The sequence below is a fragment of the Streptomyces sp. NPDC001219 genome (assembly GCF_053597915.1).
The window spans coordinates 56,003-74,760 of sequence record NZ_JBSFJF010000028.1; the positions used below are offsets into that span (position 1 = coordinate 56,003).

Annotated in this window: 15 protein-coding genes; 9 read left to right on the plus strand and 6 right to left on the minus strand. The window is 70.7% G+C overall.

The genetic code is table 11. The features are described from left to right. The first annotated feature begins 124 nt into the window (after positions 1 to 124). Both ACWC9R_RS19765 and ACWC9R_RS19770 read left to right on the plus strand, forming a co-directional pair. Positions 125 to 922, plus strand: coding sequence for a LuxR C-terminal-related transcriptional regulator (locus ACWC9R_RS19765; protein ID WP_450733154.1), 798 nt, complete (start codon positions 125 to 127; stop codon positions 920 to 922). A gap of 689 nt (positions 923 to 1,611) precedes the next feature. After that, positions 1,612 to 4,491, plus strand: coding sequence for an ATP-binding protein (locus ACWC9R_RS19770; protein WP_450733156.1), 2,880 nt, complete (start codon positions 1,612 to 1,614; stop codon positions 4,489 to 4,491). 101 nt (positions 4,492 to 4,592) lie between these two features. Here the strand turns inward: ACWC9R_RS19770 and ACWC9R_RS19775 are convergent, their stop codons facing one another. Continuing rightward, positions 4,593 to 5,303 (minus strand): 4'-phosphopantetheinyl transferase family protein, encoded by a 711-nt coding sequence (locus tag ACWC9R_RS19775; protein ID WP_450733158.1) that lies wholly within the window; start codon positions 5,301 to 5,303, stop codon positions 4,593 to 4,595. Positions 5,304 to 5,612: 309 nt separating this feature from the next. Between ACWC9R_RS19775 and ACWC9R_RS19780 the strand changes: the two genes are divergently transcribed. The 3 genes from ACWC9R_RS19780 (at position 5,613) to ACWC9R_RS19790 (ending at position 7,928) form a co-directional block, all read left to right on the plus strand. Next, complete coding sequence (locus tag ACWC9R_RS19780) at positions 5,613 to 5,831, plus strand: DUF5988 family protein (protein ID WP_450733160.1); 219 nt, start codon at positions 5,613 to 5,615, stop codon at positions 5,829 to 5,831. A gap of 337 nt (positions 5,832 to 6,168) precedes the next feature. Beyond that, positions 6,169 to 7,116 (plus strand): ABC transporter ATP-binding protein, encoded by a 948-nt coding sequence (locus ACWC9R_RS19785; protein WP_450733161.1) that lies wholly within the window; start codon positions 6,169 to 6,171, stop codon positions 7,114 to 7,116. Then, positions 7,113 to 7,928: a hypothetical protein gene (locus ACWC9R_RS19790; RefSeq protein ID WP_450733163.1), complete on the plus strand. Its 816-nt coding sequence runs from the start codon at positions 7,113 to 7,115 to the stop codon at positions 7,926 to 7,928. Before ACWC9R_RS19785 ends, ACWC9R_RS19790 begins: the two co-directional genes overlap by 4 nt. A gap of 163 nt (positions 7,929 to 8,091) precedes the next feature. On the opposite strand, the gene ACWC9R_RS19795 is transcribed toward ACWC9R_RS19790, so the two are convergent. Continuing rightward, positions 8,092 to 9,297: an MFS transporter gene (locus ACWC9R_RS19795; protein ID WP_450733165.1), complete on the minus strand. Its 1,206-nt coding sequence runs from the start codon at positions 9,295 to 9,297 to the stop codon at positions 8,092 to 8,094. Positions 9,298 to 9,483: 186 nt separating this feature from the next. Between ACWC9R_RS19795 and ACWC9R_RS19800 the strand changes: the two genes are divergently transcribed. Beyond that, the gene (locus tag ACWC9R_RS19800) at positions 9,484 to 10,563 is read left to right on the plus strand and encodes an AraC family transcriptional regulator (protein WP_450733166.1); all 1,080 of its coding nucleotides are present in this window, start codon (positions 9,484 to 9,486) and stop codon (positions 10,561 to 10,563) included. Between the two features lie 32 nt (positions 10,564 to 10,595). On the opposite strand, the gene ACWC9R_RS19805 is transcribed toward ACWC9R_RS19800, so the two are convergent. Genes ACWC9R_RS19805 through ACWC9R_RS19815 form a run of 3 tightly spaced genes read right to left on the minus strand, consistent with a single transcriptional unit; the run spans position 10,596 to position 14,271 of the window. Then, on the minus strand, positions 10,596 to 12,020 hold the full coding sequence (locus ACWC9R_RS19805; protein ID WP_450733168.1) for an aldehyde dehydrogenase family protein: 1,425 nt from the start codon (positions 12,018 to 12,020) through the stop codon (positions 10,596 to 10,598). Next, positions 12,017 to 12,892, minus strand: coding sequence for an SDR family NAD(P)-dependent oxidoreductase (locus ACWC9R_RS19810; protein WP_450733222.1), 876 nt, complete (start codon positions 12,890 to 12,892; stop codon positions 12,017 to 12,019). The genes ACWC9R_RS19805 and ACWC9R_RS19810 overlap by 4 nt, the downstream gene beginning before the upstream one ends. Beyond that, complete coding sequence (locus ACWC9R_RS19815) at positions 12,889 to 14,271, minus strand: flavin-containing monooxygenase (RefSeq protein ID WP_450733170.1); 1,383 nt, start codon at positions 14,269 to 14,271, stop codon at positions 12,889 to 12,891. The genes ACWC9R_RS19810 and ACWC9R_RS19815 overlap by 4 nt, the downstream gene beginning before the upstream one ends. 252 nt (positions 14,272 to 14,523) lie before the next feature. Between ACWC9R_RS19815 and ACWC9R_RS19820 the strand changes: the two genes are divergently transcribed. Both ACWC9R_RS19820 and ACWC9R_RS19825 read left to right on the plus strand, forming a co-directional pair. Then, complete coding sequence (locus ACWC9R_RS19820; RefSeq protein WP_450733171.1) at positions 14,524 to 15,207, plus strand: response regulator; 684 nt, start codon at positions 14,524 to 14,526, stop codon at positions 15,205 to 15,207. Positions 15,208 to 15,325: 118 nt separating this feature from the next. Continuing rightward, on the plus strand, positions 15,326 to 16,582 hold the full coding sequence (locus ACWC9R_RS19825; protein ID WP_450733173.1) for an alpha/beta hydrolase family protein: 1,257 nt from the start codon (positions 15,326 to 15,328) through the stop codon (positions 16,580 to 16,582). Positions 16,583 to 16,787: 205 nt separating this feature from the next. On the opposite strand, the gene ACWC9R_RS19830 is transcribed toward ACWC9R_RS19825, so the two are convergent. Next, positions 16,788 to 17,051, minus strand: a complete 264-nt coding sequence (locus ACWC9R_RS19830) for a hypothetical protein (protein WP_450733224.1) — start codon at positions 17,049 to 17,051, stop codon at positions 16,788 to 16,790. A gap of 587 nt (positions 17,052 to 17,638) precedes the next feature. On the opposite strand from ACWC9R_RS19830, the gene ACWC9R_RS19835 reads away from it, so the two are divergent. Continuing rightward, positions 17,639 to 18,754, plus strand: coding sequence for a hypothetical protein (locus ACWC9R_RS19835; RefSeq protein ID WP_450733175.1), 1,116 nt, complete (start codon positions 17,639 to 17,641; stop codon positions 18,752 to 18,754). The last annotated feature ends 4 nt before the right edge of the window (positions 18,755 to 18,758 follow it).

Genomic DNA, 18,758 nt, shown 5'->3' on the forward strand with positions numbered 1-18,758 from the left:
CGACGGTCGGATTTCCCGGTGCGTCGACCGCAGAAAGACGGTAGCTCCCTTGACATCCCAGCAATACGCCGACCCGATGCCGACGTCGGCGCCCCTCCCCCCTCAGCCCCCCCACACCCCGCGTGTGCCCGACCAGCCCGCCCTCGGGGCGGGACGGCGCCCGCTCGACCACCAACAGGCCTGCATGGCGAGCCTCAACGAGTCGCTGGCGATCATGGCCGCTGACGCGGAGTTCTTCCGGCTGTTCGGCCAGGACTCCGCCGACACCTGCGGACGCAGCCTCTACTCGCTTCTGCACCCCAGCGCCCCCGGGCTGCTGAACCGGCACTTCGCCCGCCTGGCCGAGGGGCAGCGCGCACGGTTCGTGGAACGGATGGTGGGAATACGGGGCGAGGAGGTGCCGTTCTCGGGTGAACTGACCGGCATAGCGGTACGGAGCGAGTCGGAGCAGGCCCCGTCGTTCGTCGTGGTGGTCCGGCCCGACGACGCCTCGGCCTCGCTCACCGGCCAGGAGGACGCGCCGGCCGGCCGCCGGCAGCTGCTCACCGAACTCGACGCACAGATCCTCGAAGGCGTCGCCAGCGGCGCCTCCACGGTGCAGCTGGCCGCCCGGCTCTACCTCAGCAGGCAGGGTGTGGAGTACCACGTCGGTCTGATGCTGCGTCGGCTCAAGGCACCCAATCGGGCCGCGCTGGTCGCCCGTGCCCACTCCATGGGGATGCTCACCATCGGCAGTTGGCCGCCCCGGGTCCTCCCCGAGTTCGTGAAGGACGCCGACAGCCGGCGCAGCCGCAGCCGCCGGACGGACGCTCCCCGACGGCGCTCCGCAGCCGCCCGCCCCGAGGCCACGGCAGCTCGCACACCGTCGGCCACCCCGGGCACCCGGACCGTGCCGGGCATGCCGAACTCCCGCGCGTCATAGGTCTGCAGAACGGCCGTCAGGACAACGGGCGTCCCCGATGGACAGCCCTTCTCTGTTCACCCGGCACCGGCTCCGCGAGGAAGTTCCCCTTCTCCTCGCGGAGCCGGTGTTGCGTGGTGTGGGAGGCGGCGGTTTCCGGGACGACGGCCCGGCTCATCCCCCGTAACTCCGTGGCCACTTGATGAGGCGTCCGTTCCACCGAGCCCCTCGCCGCTGCCGCACCGCCCGGCCCTGCCGCATGGTGCACGGGTCTCACGTCCGGCCGGGGGACGAGATAGAGTCAACTCGGCTGGAAAGCGCCGTCGCCCGGCATGTGTCACCAGCGGCGCATGCCCCTGACACGAGACGTCCCGGAACCGGGACGGGCACCTGGCGTGCTCCGGCGCGGCGCCCGTACGACCCCCGGGGAGATCTCTTCGCCAAAGCTTCGCCTCCCGGGTACCCCCGGAGGTCTCCGGTTCACTACATATAGGAGAAACTGGAGAAAGCGCCCCAACGGGGAGAGGGCAAGGAGACAGCAATGGACAGGCAGCATTCCCCTGCGCACGGGCGTCGCCGCGTGCCACGCGGGGCCTGCGCGGGAGCGGACCGGCCGTCGGCCGACGGCCGCCCGCATACTGTGTCCCTGCCCGCGGCGGACCGCCCGGAACGACCGTGCCGGGTGCAGGTGCGTGCAGAGGAGACTCCCGATGACCGACGGGATACACACCGACGCGTTCGAATGCCAGCGGGACCGGTTGACGCTCGTCAACCGCGAGGAGGAGATGGCCTCCCTCACCGCTCTCGTGCAGGACGCCCGCGCCGGATCAGGCGGTATCGCGCTCCTGGAGGGCGTCGTCGGCATCGGGAAGAGTCTGCTGCTGGAAAGGCTGGTGTCCGCGCTCCGCACCGACGGCCTGTCCGTGCTGACGGCCCGCTGCGACGCTCTGGAGCATGACTTCCCCTTCGGTGTCGTGCGCCAGCTCTTCGAACCGCTGCTGGCCACCCTCGACGAACCGCAGCTCACCCGGCTGCTGAGCGGCAGTGCCCGTACCGCGGCGCAGGCGCTCAGCGGTGAGAAGCTGCCGGGCGACGCCCTGCTCCCCACCGAGGACATGTCGTACGCCGTGCTGCACGGGCTGTACTGGTTCACCTGCAACCTGGCGGCGGAGGCGCCGCTCGTGATCGTGGTCGACGACGCGCACTGCGCCGACATGGCGTCCCTGCGCTTCCTGACCCACCTCGCGCGCCGGATCGAGGGCCTCCCCCTCCTGCTGGTGCTGTCCCAGCGCACCGGCGACGAGGCGACGGACGCCGCGCTCCTCGGTGACATCGCGGGCCAGCCGCTCTGCAAGGTGCTGCGGCCCGGTCCGCTGACCCACCGGGGGATCGGCCATCTGGTGCAGACCGTCTTCGGCCACGAGGCGGACGACGCGTTCCACGAAGCCTGCCTGGCGCTCACCGGCGGCAACCCCCTGCTCGTCCACTCCCTGCTGAGCGTCCTGCGGCTCGGCGGCCGACCGCCGACCGTCGACAACCTGCCGTACGTCACCGCGCACGACGGTGCCTTCTTCCACGACGCGGTCCGCTCCGTCCTGCAGCAACAGCCCGATTCCGCCACGGCGGCGGCCCGCGCGCTGGCCGTGATGGGCGACGATGCGCTGCCGGAGGTGTGCGCACGGCTGGCCGGGCTGGATGACGCGACGCACTTCGCCGCGATGCGGGCGCTGCGGTCCAACGGGCTGGTCTCGGAGGTCGACGACGGCCGGAGATGGTCCTTCAACCACGGGCTGATCAGAGAGGTCATCCTGGCGGACCTGCCACCCGAGCGGCTCGCTGAGGCGCACCGGCACGCTGCCCGGCTGCTGCTGGACGCGGGGGCACGCGCCGAGCAGGTGGCCGGCCATCTGCTGATGACCACCCGGCCGGCCGCCGGGGACTGGGCGGTGACCGTGCTGCGGGAGGCCGCCCGGGAGGCGTCGTTCCGCGGCGCCCCGGCACTGGCGGTGGAGCTGCTGCGGCACTGTCTGCCCGGGGAGGAGCGGACGCCCGAGGACACGCCGGTCCTCGTGGAGCTGGGTCTGGCCGAGGCGGTCGTGGACCCGCAGGCGAGCGTCCGGCATCTGCAGGCGGCGCTGGAGCATGTGCATGAGCCACCGCTGCGCTTCCGGCTGCTCAGCTCGCTGGCCAGCGGCCTGATCCGCAGCGGGCAGTCCCTCCAGGCGGTGCGGCTGCTCGCCGAGGAAGCGCCGACGGTCCACGACCCGGATCTGCGACGTCTTCTGGAGGGACAGCGGCTGATGGCGTCGGCCGAGGACCTGACGAGCTTCGCGGTGACCTTGCAGGAGTATCCGTTCGACATCAGCCGGCCCGGTAACACCCCCGGTGAGCGGGCCCTGATCGCCGCGGGGGCCGGCCTGTGCTCGGTGCGCGCCGACCGGGCCCAGGAGTCGGCCACCGCTGCCCGCCAGGTGCTGGAGAGCAGCGTGCCCGGTGTCGACTCGCCGTTCTTCCTGACGACGGCGGCGACGGCGCTGCTGTACGCGGGGCTGCCGGACGAGGCGGATGCCGCCTATCAGCGGGTCATCGACGTCACCCGGCAGAGCCACCGGCTGCTGCTGTACGGCCTGTGCCTGGCGCTGCGAGCCGAGGCGCACTACCGGCTGGGGGCGCTGTCCGAGGCGCTGGCGGCCACGCGCTCGGCGCTGAACGTGGTGCCACCGCGCCACTGGGGCCGCACACTGGCGCTGCCCGTCGCGACCCAGATCCATGCGCTGATCGACTCCGGTGATCTCGCCGGCGCCGATGCGGCGGCCACCCAGGCCTTCCCCTCGACGAGCCTGGACACCTGGCAGTGGAACGAGTTCCTGTGTGCTCGGGGGCGGCTGCGGCTCGTCCACCAAGACGCGAAGGGGGCACTGGAGGACCTCCTGGAGGCCGGCAGACGGCAGCTCCAGTGGACACGGACGAGTCCTGCCGTGTCGTCCTGGTGGTTCTGGGCCGGCCGTGCCCACCTCGCCCTGGGCGCGCCGGCGGCTGCCCGGGAGCTGGCGGAGGACGCCGTGGAACGAGCCCGGGCGGGGAAGCTGACCGATGCGCTGGGCACCGGGCTGCGGCTCCTCGCGACGACGGAGAGCGGCGCGCGGAAGCTGGGCCTGCTGGAGGAGGCGCTGTCCGCCCTCGACGGCTCTCCGGCACGGCTCGAACGGGCCCGTACGCTGGTCGACTACGGCTCCACCCTCCATGCGTGCGGACGCACGGAAGCGGCGCGGGAGACACTGCGGCAAGGGCTCGATCTCGCGTATGCGCTCGGCGCGGCCCAGTTGCACGCCCAGGCCAATGACGCGCTGCTGGCCACCGGCGCCCGTCCCCGCCGGGTCACGTCGAGCGGTGTGGAGTCGCTGACCCCGAGCGAGGCCCAGGTGGCGCGGATGGCCGCGGCCGGTGGCACCAACCGGGAGATCGCCGAGGAGCTGTTCGTGACCCAGCGCACCGTCGAGCAGCATCTGACCTCCGTGTACCGCAAGGTCGGGGTGTCCGGGCGGCGGGGCCTCGGCCGGTTCTTCGCGTCCGGAAGTCCCGCGAAGTGACGTCCCGGCCGTAGGGCTTCTGCGCGCTGTGCCGCGGGAAGCGGTCTCCGGCGCCGGGCCCGGACCGCTCCGGTCCACGCCGGCCGTGCCGCGCCGGCCGGTCACGGCGCTGCCGTTGCCGCGACACCGGCGCCTGGCTCGTCCGCCGACCCTGAGGCGGCGTGGACGGCGACCGCGGTCATCACCAGGCCCGCCCGTACGGCCCAGCGTCCTTCGAAGCCGGTCAGTAGCGCATCGCCGAGCTGCCATCCGGGCACCAGCAGCCGCGCGGTGAAGGTCCCCTCGTCCGGGTCGAAGGAGAGGAGTGCGTCCTCGAACTCCAGCGGACGCCCGGTCATCGGGAACCACGCCTTGTACACCGACTCCTTGGCGCTGAACAGCATCCGGTCCCAGGGCAACGGGGATGCGCCGTAAGGGTTCCGCGGGAGTGCGGCGCGTTCCGCGGGCAGCGCCACGGCTTCCAGCACCCCGTCCGGCAGCGGCTCCGCCGGTTCGGCGTCGACGCCGAGGGCGAGCACCTCCGTGGACCGTGCGACGACCGCGGCGGCGTACCCCTCGCAGTGGGTGAGAGCACCGACGAGCCCGGAGGGCCAGCGCGGTTCCCCGCGTGGTCCCGGCAGGATCGGTACGGGCGGGAAACCGAGTTGGGCCATGGCCCGGCGGGCACACCAGCGGCCCGCAGCAAACTCGCGTTGACGCTTGGCGACCGCGCGGGCGACAAGGGGCTCTTCCTCGGGCAGGAGCGCCGCGGCCGGCGGTTCGCCGAGGATCTCCGCCGCGGAGACCGTCTCCGGCAGTAACTCGTCGATCATCGCGGGGTCTCCTTTCCGTGCTGCGGTGAGGGCGCGCCTTGCGGGGCGTCGGCGCGGAGCGGTGGCTCACGGCGCAGGGACCGACACTAGAGCGCGCGCCCGGACAGAACCACCGCAGCGGGTGACCGCGTCTCAAGTACCGGGGAAATGACCAGACTTTCCCGCCTCGGCGGGCCACTCCGCCCCGCCGGTCCGGGCCCCTTTAGGGATTTCCCGAGTGTCGCCCCTGCTCCAATGGCCCGCAGCGAATCGTCACCCCGAAAATCGGTCGCCACACAGTCGAGCGGGCGCGGAGAAGGGCAGTTGACCATGCTGATGAACGAAATGAACGCACTGCTTCGTGGAGGCTCCAGCACCTACGTCGCAGACGAGGAACGGGTCCGCTATGTGCCGGACATGGGCTCCCCGCTCAAGCTGCTCTGCGGCAACCGCTATGAGCACTTCGAGCCGACGGCGGAACGTGTCCGGCAGGACGGTCACACACTCCAGGTGTTCGTCTGGACGGGGTGCACCTACGTGGCCGAATAGCTCGTCGGCCGGTGCCCGCCTCACCACCGGAAAGCACTGATCTGCGCCCGGCCCTCCGCGACCCGCGGAGGGCCGGGCCTTTGTCTTTCGATGGACTCCGGCCCCGGGCATTCCGTCCGGCATACCCCTTGTGACCGGCTGACACCGGGGGTTGTGCCCGCCTCTGACGCGTAGCCGACTCGCAGCCCGTGTACACCCCTCATTCTCAGGGACTACCCGGTGTCTGCGCCTGCTACCAGCGAGCGAGGAACGCGGACGCTTTCGGCTGACGCGGCGGCAACTCGACGCGGCCTAACGTGTTGTCCGTCCCGACAGGGATGCCACGAAAGGGATCAGCATGATTGCAGTAAAGGGATTGTCCAAGCGCTACGGCGACAAATTCGCCGTCGACAACCTGGATTTCACCGTAAAGCCGGGCCGCGTCACCGGATTCCTGGGACCGAACGGGGCGGGGAAGTCCACCACGCTGCGGATGATCGTCGGTCTGGACCGGCCGACCTCGGGCTCCGCCACGGTGTGTGGACGCCCGTACCGCGACCTTCCCAGTCCCTTGCGCACCGTCGGTGCCTTGCTGGAGGCGCGGGCGGTGCACAGTGGCCGGACCGCTCGGGAGCACCTGCGCGGGCTCGCCGCGTCCAACCGCCTGCCGCGGCGGCGAGTTGACGAGGTTCTGGAGAGGGTCGGTCTGACCGATACCGCCCGTCGGCGGGTGGGCGCCTTCTCGCTCGGTATGGGCCAGCGCCTGGGTATCGCGGCGGCGCTGCTGGGAGACCCGGAGATCGTCATTCTCGACGAGCCGGTCAACGGCCTCGATCCCGAAGGCATCCAGTGGGTGCGGGAGCTCATGCGCGGTATGGCCGAAGAGGGCCGTACGGTGCTGGTCTCCTCCCACCTGATGAGCGAGATGCAGGACACCGCGGACCATCTGATCGTGATCGGTCGTGGCCGTCTGGCGGCCGACTGCTCGATGGCGGAGTTCCTTGCCCGCAGCGCGCACAACGGCGTGGTGGTCCGTACCCCCCACGCCGTGGAGCTGGTGCCGTTGCTGCGGCGTGCGGGCGGCACCCTCGACGACGACTCGGCAGGCCGGGGCGAGCCTCGGGGCGAGAACGTTCCCCTGGTGGTGAAGGGCCTCGATGCCCGGCGGATCGGGGAGTTGGCGGGCCGGCACGGCCTGTGGCTGCACGAACTGGCGCCCCAGCGGGTGTCTTTGCAGGAAGCCTTCATGGAACTCACCGCGGACGCAGTCGAATACCGAGCGAAGGAAGAGGGACGAGCCGCGTGAAGACCGCAACGGGCACGATGGAGGCCACCCCAGCAGCAGTGCGGAGCGAGGGCCGGGCCTCGCGCATCCGCTTCATCGACGCGGCCGCCTTCGAATGGATCAAGGTCCGGTCCCTTCGGTCGACGTGGTGGACGTGGTTCGCCGCCGGCTTCGTCACGATCGGTATCTCTCTGGTCAGCGCCGGGAACGCGCAACCGGGCGAGCCCTCGGGGGCTGTGCTGGGAAAGCTGCTCGGCGGCATCCAGCTCGGGCAGATCGCTGTCTGCCTCTTCGGCGTACTCGCGGCCACCTCGGAGTACGGCACCGGTTCGATCCGCAGCACCTTCACGGCCGTCCCGCTGCGACCGCGGCTGTTGACGGCCAAGGCGCTGGTCGTGGGTGCGGTCTCCGTGGTCGTGGGGACGGTCATCACCTTCGGTTGTGTCCTCGTGGGCTCCCTCGGCCTGGACAGCGGTGTCCCCTCGCCGTCCCTGTCCGAGGGGTCGGTGCTGCGTGTGTGCCTGGGTGGCGGTGTCTATCTGGGATTCCTCGGCGTGTTCGCCCTCGCACTGGGCCTGGTCATGAGGGCCACCGCCGGTGGGATCACCGCTGCCACCAGCATCACCTTCGTACTGCCCAACATGATGATGTTCCTCGGTGAGACCGGCGAGACGGTCTCCAAGTGGTGGCCCACGGACGCGGGGGCCCAGATCCTCCAGAAGGAGCCCGCCACGGGCAGCCTGGCGCCCTTCCCCGGGCTTGCCTACTTCGCGGTCATCACCGTCCTTGCCGTCGTCGGCACGATCGTCCTGACCAACCGGCGCGACGCCTGACCGGCACCTCGCCGCCGGAACGGCCCTGCCCGGTTGCTGACGGGCAGGGCCGACGCCGCGCGTGCGCGCTGTGAGCCCCGGGTGATCGCCGAACGTGTCCGGTGGTGAGGTTCTCGGCCGCCCGTCGACGGGAGCACACCCCGCCGCACCGCGATCGGTTTCTCTACCCGTCCTGAGGGAGGAAGCAGCGGCAGGCGAGGGGCAGCAGCAGCGCCACTCCCGCGGGGAGTGCGAAGGCCAGCCGGAAGTGCCCGCCGGCTCCCAGGACACCGCTCAGTGCACCGCCGGAGACCACGCCGATGTAGTTGAAGACGTTGAGCCGGGCGAGGAGGGAGTCCGTGGCGTCGGGGCGGAGACGTCCGGCCGCCGCGACGGTGAGCGGCACGAGCACCGAGGTGCCCAGGCCGACGACCCCTGCCGCGGGCACTGCGGGCACCCACTGGGGTGCCAGGGCCAGAGCGGCGAGGCCGAGCGCGGTGACCAGGGCGAAGCAGCGGATCACCGGGCCCGGTCCGAGGCGGTGCACGAGGGCGTCGGCGAAGGACCGGCCCAGGACGGTGCCGGTCTGGTAGGCCGCGTAGGCGAGCGGCGCGGTCGCGAGCGAGGCGTGCAGGGTCTGGTGGAGATAGACCGTCGCCCACGCGGACATCGTGGAGTCGATGACGTAGACGAACAGCAGGACGATGCCCAGGGGGACGAGCCTTGCCCAGACGTTCCGGCCCAGGACACCGGCGCCGGCGCCGGACGCTGCTGCGGGGCGGTCCGCCGCCCCGGGCGGAGCGGGTCGTGCGGCCGCGAGCATGGCGAGCAGCGCCACGGCGAGCGCCTGGAGGGCCAGCGTGCTGCGGAAGGACCAGCCGGCGTGTGCGGCGCCGGCGGTGGCGAGGGCCGCCAGGATGCCCGCCCCGGCGGCGACCGCGTAGAAGGAGGAGAAAACGCTGTGCCCCGCGCGCCGCTCCAGCACGGCGGCACGGGTGTTGAGGGTGACATCGACGCCGCCGAGGACCAGCCCGAACAGCAGGTAGGCGCAGAGGGCAGCCGTCCGGCCGGGGGCCCAGCTGAGGAGCGCCGGGGCGACCGCCAGCGCCAGGACGAGGGGCCGCAGCACCTGAGTGGCGCCGTAACGCCGGATGACCGCCGATCCCGCGAAGCTGCCTGCCCCGGCTGCCAGCGAGACGCCGACGAGCAGGCCGGTCATGGCTCCGCCGGAGAAGCCGAAGTGCTCTCGCACCGTGGGCACCGTGGTGAAGACGGCAGCGACGCCGAAACCCTGAGCGAAGTATCCGCTGCCCACCGCGCGCCCCGGCCGCGAGCGCAGCACGTCGACGGCGCGAGGGCGCCGGGTGGCGGTTGCCGGGATGACGGACACGAAGCGCCCCTTCCGTACTGCTGCCCGTGAGGCGGGCAGGCGACGTGGGACATGACCCTAGGAAGGGGCGCGCACGGGAAAGAGGACGTCAGCGGACGGGGAAGGGGCGTTACCGGCCACATTCCCGGGCCGCCGGCGCCACCCTTCCTAGAATTGGGCGGACGGGGGCCAGTGGAGGCGAGGGCGATGGAGAGTCCCAGCACGGGGCCGCAGGGTGCGCCGGGTACCAGCCGCAGCACCTCGGCCACCATCCAGCCCAGCATTCTGCGGCACCTGCTGGTGGTCTGCGATGCGCGCGGTGTCGATCTGCGGCCGGCGCTCACCTCCGTCGGGCTTGCCCCCGACCTCCTGCAGTCGGCCCAGCTGCGGGTGTCCTACCGGCAGGGCAGTGCCGTCATCAGGGAGGCGCTGCGGCTCACCGGGGACAGCGGACTCGGCCTGGCGGTGGGAGCCGCGCAGCACCTGACGGCATGGGGCCTGCTCGGCTTCGCGCTGCTCGCCAGCGACACCGTGCGGAGTGCCGTGGAACTGGGTGTGCGCTACCAGAACCTCTCCGGGGCGATGGTGGTCTGGTCCACGGCCACGGACCGCGAAGGGTTCGCGCTGCATGCGCGGCTGCCCGACCCGGGGCTCGACCCCGCGATCGCGGTCTTCCTGGCGGACGAGGCTCTGAGCAGCATCGTGACGGTGACCCGCCTCGCGGTGGGCGCCGCGTTCCACCCCCGGCTAGTCGAGTTCGCCCACCGGCGGCCGCCCCATGCGGAGCGGTACGCCGATCTGTTCCGCTGCCGGGTGCGCTTCGGTGCCGAGACCAATCGTTGTGTGTTCGCCCCGGAGTGGTCATGTCTGGTGATGCCGGCTCGGGACCCGTGGACGCTGGCCGGCACCGTGGAGTTGCTCGACCAGGCCATGTCCTCCCGCCGCGCGCAGCAGGACCTCCTGGAGGTGCTGGAGATCTCGATCGCACAGAGCCTGCCGGACGTGCCGTCCTTCGCCGAGCAGGCCCACCGGCAGGCAGCCAGTGAGCGCACGCTGCGGCGGCGGCTCGCGGAGTGCGGTACGACCTATGACGCGCTGGTGGACGGTGTGCGGCGGGAGCGGGCCGAGCAGCTGCTCGGCCGTACGGCGCTGACCGTGCGTGAGGTGGCGCGCGGAGTCGGGTTCGCCGATGAGCGGACCCTGCGGCGGGCGGTCAACCGCTGGCACGGGATGACGCCGCTGGAGCTGCGCCGGGCACTCGGCGCCCGGCAGGACACCGGCGGCTGACCTCCCTGTGCCGCCGGTGTCCTGCCAGGCTGTCAACGGCCGTGAATCCACACGGTCTTGCCGCGGGTCCACTGGTCGAAGGCGGCCGTCGACTTCTCGGCCCCGCCGAAGCCCGACTGCTTCCACCCGCCGAACGGCACCGTGATGTCGCCCTCGCTGTAGCAGTTGACCGACACCACTCCCGCGTGCACCTTGCGGGCCATCCGGAGGGCGCTGTCGATGTCCCGGCTCCACACCGAGGCGGCCAGGCCGTAGCGGCTCGTGTTGGCCATGCGTACGGCCTCCTCCTCGGTGTCAAAGACCTGCACGGTGACCACGGGGCCGAACAGCTCCTCGGTGAGGATGCCGGAGCCGTCCGGCACACCCACCAGCACGGTCGGCGGGTAGTACGCCCCGCCCGGGTGGACGTCCACGGGGGCGCCGCCGGTGACCACCTGCGCGCCTTCGGCGTGCGCGGTGTCGACGGCGGCCGCGACACGGGCGAGCGCGGAGCGGTCGATCAGCGGGCCGACGCGTGTCCCGGGCGAGGCAGGATCACCGATCGTCAGGGACCGGGCAGCCGCGACGAACCGCTCCAGCACCTCGTCCGCGATGCCGCGGTGCACCAGTACCCGGGACCCGGCGGTGCAGTTCTGGCCCATGGTCAGGAAGGCCGCGTCCATCATGTGGTCGATCAGCTCAGCACCAAAACTCAGGGCGTCCGGCATCAGGATCTGCGGGCTCTTGCCCCCCATCTCCAGTGAGATCCGCTTGAAGTTGCTCTCCGCCGCCGCGGCGAGGACGCGCCGGCCGGTCGCGGTGGAGCCGGTGAAGGACAACGCGCCGACGTCCGGATGGCGGGCGAGCGCCGCTCCCGCCACCGGGCCGAAGCCGGGCAGCACCGTGAGCACACCCTCCGGAAGCCCGGCCTCGCGGCCCAGCTCCGCGAGACAGCAGGCCGAACGCGGCGTCGCCTCGGCCGGTTTGACCAGCAGACAGTTGCCGGCCGCCAGCGCGGGGCCAACCTTCCAGGCGGTCATGGCCAACGGGTAGTTCCACGGCACGACGGCAGCGACCACGCCGATGGGCTCACGACGGGTGAAGCCCAGGCCGCCCGTGGCCGGGGCGACCTTCCCATAGAGCTTGTCGGCCGCCTCGGCGAACCATCGCACCGCTTCGACCGCGCCGGGCACGTCGTGTTCCCGGCATTCGGAGATCGGCTTGCCGGCGTCCTCACAGTCGAGGCGGGCCAGCAGCTCGCGGTCGCGGTGCATCAGACCGGCCAGCCGCAGCAGCACCGCGGCGCGTTCACGGGGCTCCCGTGCGGACCACACACCGCTGTCGTGCACCTGCTGGGCGTGCCGCACGGCCGCCGCGACCTGCTTGACACCGGCCGCGGGAAGGATGTCGAGGAGCCGGCCGTTGGCCGGGTTGACCACGGGCAGGAGGTCGTCACGGCCGGCGCGGAAGGCGGTCACGGCGTGTCCGCCAGTTCCCAGCCGTCGTCCGTCCTGCGGGTCAGACCGCGCCGCCGCAGATCCTCCAGGTAGCGGGCCATGCCACGTTCGCCCCGCCTGCGGAACGGCGGGAAGAGCCGCGGCAGCAGGTTGGGCGCCATCATCACCAGGCGCACCAGCCGCGCCTCGCGGGGCCGCGTGTACGCCTCCAGCCGGGGCCGGTCGAGCAGGCCGACCACGGTCTTCACCACGTCGGAGGGCTGCTGCGGCACGTCCTGGAACTGCATCGAGTTGCCCCCATCCACGGCCTCTTGGCGCAGCATGCGGGTGTCGATCGCCGAGGGCAGCACGGAACCTGCCCGGATGCCCTTGCTCCGCAGGTCCAGCCCGATCGAGAGCATCGCCCCGCGCAGACCGAACTTCGACGCCGTGTAGATCGGTGTCTCCCCCAACGGGAAGATGCCGCCCAGAGAGACGGTCGTGATCACCCGCGGATCGCTGGACGCCCGCAGCAGCGGGATGGCGAGCCGGGTGGTGACCAGCGGCGAGAGGAGGTTGACCTCGATCTCTTCCTCGATGCTCTCGACGCTACGGGTGTCAAAACGCTCCGCGCTGGTCATCCCCACGTTGTTGACCAGGACGTCCAGACGCCCGTGCAGGTGAGCGACGTCCTCCAGCACCTGCCGCACCCCCTCGCGATCGGTCAGATCGGCGCAGAACGCCGTGTGGCCGGTGCCGGGAAGGCCTGCCGCCATGCGCTCGATACGGCCCTCGTCGCGGTCGACGATGACGAGTTGGGCACCGCCGGAGGCAAAGCGCCGGCACATCGCACTGCCGATCCCGCCCGCCGCTCCGGTGACGAGAATGACGCGGTCCTGGAATTCGTACATCAGGGAGCCACCTTCGTCATCGTTTCCGCATTCTGGCCTGGAGGGGGATTTCCGGTGGCCCGCCAGCCCATGGAGGTGATGACCTTCTGCAGGTATGCCACGAACGCGTCACTGTGGACATAGCCCTGGTGGCGCGGTGAGGCGACAAAGGAAATCCCTCCGGTCAGATCAGGCCGGTCGCTGCGGATCAGCTCCGAGAACCGCTGAGCCGCCGGTGACCTGCGTGCCCTTTCCTGGATCAAGCTGGCGATCATCTGAGCCTGCGCGTCGAAGAGCCGGTACGCCCCGGAATTCGTCTCGACGAAACCGACGCCGAACAGGCCGGCGTGCTCCCGCGAGAAGGCGGAGAGATAGAGGTCGGGATGCTGGTCATCGCTGAGGTACTGCTGGGCATAGGGCACGCGGTGGCGGTATCCGGTCGCCAGCAGGATGAGGTCGAAGTGATCCCGGGTGCCGTCCGCGAACATCACCATGTCTCCGCGCATCCGCACGATATCCGGCTTGGCCTGTATGTCGCCGTGCTGAAGGTGGTGCAGAAGAAGAGAGTTGATCGCGGGGTGGGATTCGAAGAGCCGGTGGTCCGGCTTCTGCAGTCCGAGCCGCCGCGGATCTCCGTTCCAGAGCCGCAGCAGCACTTCGAACAGCCGCCGCTCCAGCCACAGGGGAACCTTCGGTCCGTGCGCGGCGAGCTGGTCGACCGGACGGCCGAAGACGTGCTTGGGAATGAACCAGTAGCCACGGCGCATACTGATGACCGCGTGGTCTGCGCTGCGCGCCGCGTCGCAGGCGATGTCACACCCGGAATTGCCGGCGCCGACCACCAGGACCCGCTTCCCTTTCAGCTCGTCGGCGCTCCGGTACGTGACGGTATGACGGACCTCCCCGGAGAATACTCCCGGAAATTCCGGGACGTTCGGATACCACTGACTGCCCGAACACATCACCACGTCGCGGTGCAGGCTGCGCCGGCCGTCGGCACGCGTCACACACCAGGTCCCATCGCGCCGCTTCTCCAGGTTCTCCACCTCGACGCCGAACTCCACCCTCTCCGTGAGCCCGTAAGCATCGGCGAACGACCGCAGATAGGAGAGAATGTCGCGGTGCGGCGGATAGTCCGCGTACGAGTCCGGCATCGGAAATCCACCGAACCCGGAGAGCGACTTGCTCGAAATGAAGTGTGCCGACTCGTACATCGGCGATCCGGGATTGTCGATGTCCCACACGCCGCCCACCGCACGGTGCCGTTCCAGATGGGTATACGGCAGATTCCGCTCCCGCAGCGCCCTGGCCACCGCCAGACCGGCAGGTCCCGCCCCGATCACACAGGTGTCGTGTTCGCCGTCTGTCCGCACTCCGGCCTCCCCCTCGTATGCGTCGCCCATCCCACTCATCCCTCACGGTGAGAAATTCGAGAACCTCGTGATCACGACGCTAGGCACGCACGGCGCACACAGCGCGGGTTCCGGCGGCCAGAGACCGGACGTCCGCGGCCATATCCGCTGACCTGGCGCGCCCTCCCGCCGGCGCCCGACCAGAATGAACGCGCCGGCCCGCCGACCCAGGGACGGGCGAATCGAGCACCACTTCCAGGTCTCCGCCGCGATTCCCACGAGCCCCACGAATCGAGAAGCGTCATGAGCATCCGCGTTCTGCTGGCCGACGACGAGGACCTGGTCCGTTCCGGCCTGAGCATGATCCTCCAGGCCGATCCCGACATCAGCCTGGTCGCCGAGGCCACCAACGGCGTGGAGACCGTGCGGCTGACCCGCCTGCACCGGCCCGACATCGTGCTGACGGACATCCGGATGCCCTTCATGGACGGGCTGACCGCCACCGCACAGGTGCGGCTGCTGCCCCACCCACCCAAGGTGGTCGTCCTCACCACCTTCGACCTCGACGACTACGTGCACACGGCCCTGGAAGCCGGCGCGATGGGCTTCCTGCTCAAGGACATCCCGCCCCGCGACCTCCTCCAGGCGGTGCGAACCGTTCATGAAGGGAACGCCATGCTCGCCCCCTCAGTGACCCGCCGGCTCATCTCGAAGTTCTCCGCCCGCGGTGCATCGAGAGCAGAGGACACGCGGCAACGCCTGTCGGCCCTGACGGAACGCGAGGGCGAGGTGCTTCGCCTGGTCGGCGAGGGCATGTCCAATGCCGAGATAGGCGCCGGCCTGCACCTGGGCGAGTCCACGGTGAAGACCCACGTCAGCCGGCTTCTCGCCAAACTGCACTGCGCCAACCGCGTCCAAGCCGCCCTCCTCGCCCACGACGCCGGCCTCCTTGCGGCATGGCCGCACTCCCCCACGTCGAGTCGCTGAGACATGCCCTCTTCCTCTGTGGTGAGGGCCCGTTGACCTGGTGGTAGGGACAGCCCCAGGGCGAATACGCCAGCTGGCCGGGCTGGAAACGAGAGTGGCCGTACGTAGCGTCGGCGACATGAATTCCGCATCCCCACACCGCAGTTCACGTTCCCTGTTTCGTTGGCTGGCCACCGCCATCGTCCTGGCCGGCCTGGCCGCTACGACGGTGACGGCCTGTTCCGCCCCGGCCGCGGCGCCCCGCACCGAACGCGGACGGCTGGTGTCCGCTCAGCAGGTGAACACGCTGCCCGCCAAGAAGGATGTCGCTGCGGCGTTGGGCACCGCCCGATTCGACGCGCGTACGGTGCGGTTCGGGGTGGACGCCTACCGGCTGGTGTACCGCACCGTGGACCCCAGAGGCCGGCCGACCACCGCCAGCGGACTGCTGGTGCTGCCCCGCAGCCGCGAACACCGCTTACGGACGGTGTCGTTCGCCCATGGCACCGCCAGTTACCGGCACGACGTCCCGTCCTCCAGAGGCAAGGGCGGATTCGTGTCCTCGCCCGCCCTCACCTACGCGTCCGCCGGGTTCGCCGCTGTCGCCCCGGACTACCTCGGCCTCGGCGCCGGTCCGGGACTCCACCCCTGGATGGATGTGCCGTCCGAGACGACCGCCTCGTTGGACATGCTGCGGGCGGCCCGTGCCTTCGTTCCGCGTAAGGGCCGGGCGCTGGGGCACGATGTGCTGGTCACGGGGTTCTCCCAGGGCGCCTCGGCGGCGATGGGGCTGGCGCAGTCGCTTCAGGCCGGCGACGACCGATGGTTCCGGCTCAAGGCCGTCGCGCCGGTCAGCGGGGCGTACGACTTCCGGAACGCCGAGCTGCCGGCACTGCTCAACGGCTCTCTCGCCCCGAAGGAAAGCGTGCTGTACGCGGCGTATTTCCTCGTCGCATGGAACCGGCTGCACCCTGTGTACGACTCGCCGTCCGAGGTCTTCCGGGCACCGTACGACGACACGGTGGAGGCACTGTTCGACGGTTCGCACACCGGCCGGCAGCTCTTCGCCGGGACGCCGGACACCGTCAGCGCACTGCTCACCCCGCGCGGCTTCGACATACTGCGCCACCCGGCCGGCCGACTGGCCGCGGCACTGCGGGTGGCCGACCGCACCTGCGCCTGGACACCACGCGTCCCGGTCCGCCTGTACATAGCCCGTGCGGACGAGCAGGCGGCTCGTGCCAACACCGACCACTGCAAGGCCGCGTTGCGGTCGCACGGCGTGAAGGCGACGGTCGTCGATCTCGGTACCCCGGACTTCGAGGGCTCCAGGCATCTTGGCTCCAACGTCGCGGGCACGACGGCAATCGTCCGCTGGTTCAGACAGTTGCGCTGAGAGCCGTCGGACGGCGCGGCCGGTGCTGCCGATGTGGCCCCGCCCGGCCGCCATACGAGCCGCGGACGGATGTGGCGGAGCCGAAGCACGGTGGGTGTCACCGGCTCCGGCACTCCGCCCATCGTCTGGGCCGCCCAGCAGCCCGACGGAGGGAAGCTGTGTCAGAACCCGTGCGCCGGGCCATGACGGAAGTCGCTTCGACCGGTCACAGGCCGGCGACGTCCCCGGCCCTCTTCAGTGCGGAGCCGAGCGTGCCCACCACGGAGTCGTGCCGCCTCGCGCGCGCCGCCCGGTCCGCCGGCACCAGCCGCGCGCCGGCCTGCACGGCATAGGTGTCCGGGTCGCCGAAGGCATCCCGCGGGTGCTCCCCCGTAGCCGCGCAGTGCGCCGTGACCTCCTTGACCGCCTGGAGGATGACTGCCCGGTCCACGCCCGGCTGCATAGCCAGCCGTACCTGGAGCCGCGCCATCCACTTCTCGCGGTCCTTCTCCCTCGCCGCGTCCGTCGTCTGGTCCTTCTTCTTCTGGTCCTTCTTCGCCACGTGCTCTCCCTGGTGATCAGCAGCCGTCCGTCACGGAGTGGGACGCGGGGACATCGAAGCGGGTTGCGGCAGCGAGAATTTGATGAGTTTCAGGTGACTGCCGGGTGCCGCACAAGGGACGTACTCCGTGACGGCGGCGTCACCAGGGGGCGCGCTGTTCCGGCAGGGGGAGCCGGGCCCGTGCTCTGACTCCGATCCACTACGTTGATCATGCACGGACCGGCGCCGGGGCGTCGCGCGCAGGATGGATCTGCCTGTCGGCAAGGGCAGTTCAGCGGCCTCCGCCCGGCCGGCGCGCCACAGACGGCGCCGGTGGGGGAAACGGCCGGCAACGACGTCACCAGAATCGGAGAACAGCAATGCGGTACGAGTCGTCCGCGCAGCGTGACACGCGCGGTACGCCTTCCCTCGCGAGGCCGACCTCGCGTCGCCGGCTGCTGGGAGTGTCCGGCGCGGCCCTCCTCACAGCGGCCTGCAATCCCCAGGGGGGCAGGCAGTCGGGTGGCGAGGGGAGTGTGCGGCCGGACGCGAAGGGCGGCGGCGCACCCACCGGCGAGGCGCCGAACGGCGCGCTCGGGGTGAACTTCAACGAGGACCCCTCCGACATGAACTTCTCCCAGGTGAGGGCCCTTTCGGCGAGGTGGGTGCGCGGCTTCGTCCCGATGACGGACGACCTCGACACCCACGCTCCGGCCCAGCAGCGGTCCATCGCCAGGCTGCTCGACGCGAGCCGGAACGGCTTCAGGACGGTCCTCTCACTGAAGTTCCCCTTCCTGACTCTCGGGCAGTCGCTTCCCAAGGCGGGCAGCAAGGAGATGGCAGCGCAACTGAAGCGTGTGGACCGGGTGCTGCACTCCGTCATGGGGAAGACGGACATCCTCACCATCGGCAACGAGCCCTTCCTCGAAACCATGAAGGACGAGCGCGACGCGCGCCTCAACGTGTTCTACGAGCACCTCGCCGAACACGTCATCGGCTACCGCAGGAAGCACTTCCCGCACGGCTGCCGGACCCGCCTGTACATGGGGGCGCTCAATCGCCTCGACGAGAAGGACGGACGCACCCCGGCCACCGAGCGGTGGGTCGCCTTCGTCAACAGGAAGCCGGAGCTCGAGGGCCTCGACATCCATCCCCACGTCGACTCCCTGCAGGCGGCCGGCACGTACGTCCAGTACGTCGTGTCCCGCCTGGACAACGGCAAGAAGTTCCTCGCCACGGAGTTCTCCCTGGTGCAGCACTGGGAAGAGCACATGGGCGACAAGATCCCGGCGGCCTATGCCGAGAAGTACGAGGTGCCCCCGGACACCCGCGTGTGGCAGGTGATCGGCAACGCGATCGAGAAGCCCTTCTCCCAGCAGCGGTGGGACGACTTCCTCGCGATGAGTCCGTGGTTCGCCTCCCACAAGGACTATCTGACGCGGCAGATGCAGATGTTCCGGGAGACCGGGAAGCTCGCGGTGGCCACCTACGGGGTGTCCCAGATCGCATCCATGCAGACGGGCTGGGGCGCTGACAAGAAGCCCTGGATACTCAACCCGCTGTATGCGAACCGCACGGTCCGCAAGGAAAACGGAAGGGTCGGGCGGACCACCGTCTGGTTCGACTCGTTCCGTGCCCTGCAGGAGTCCTGAGCGA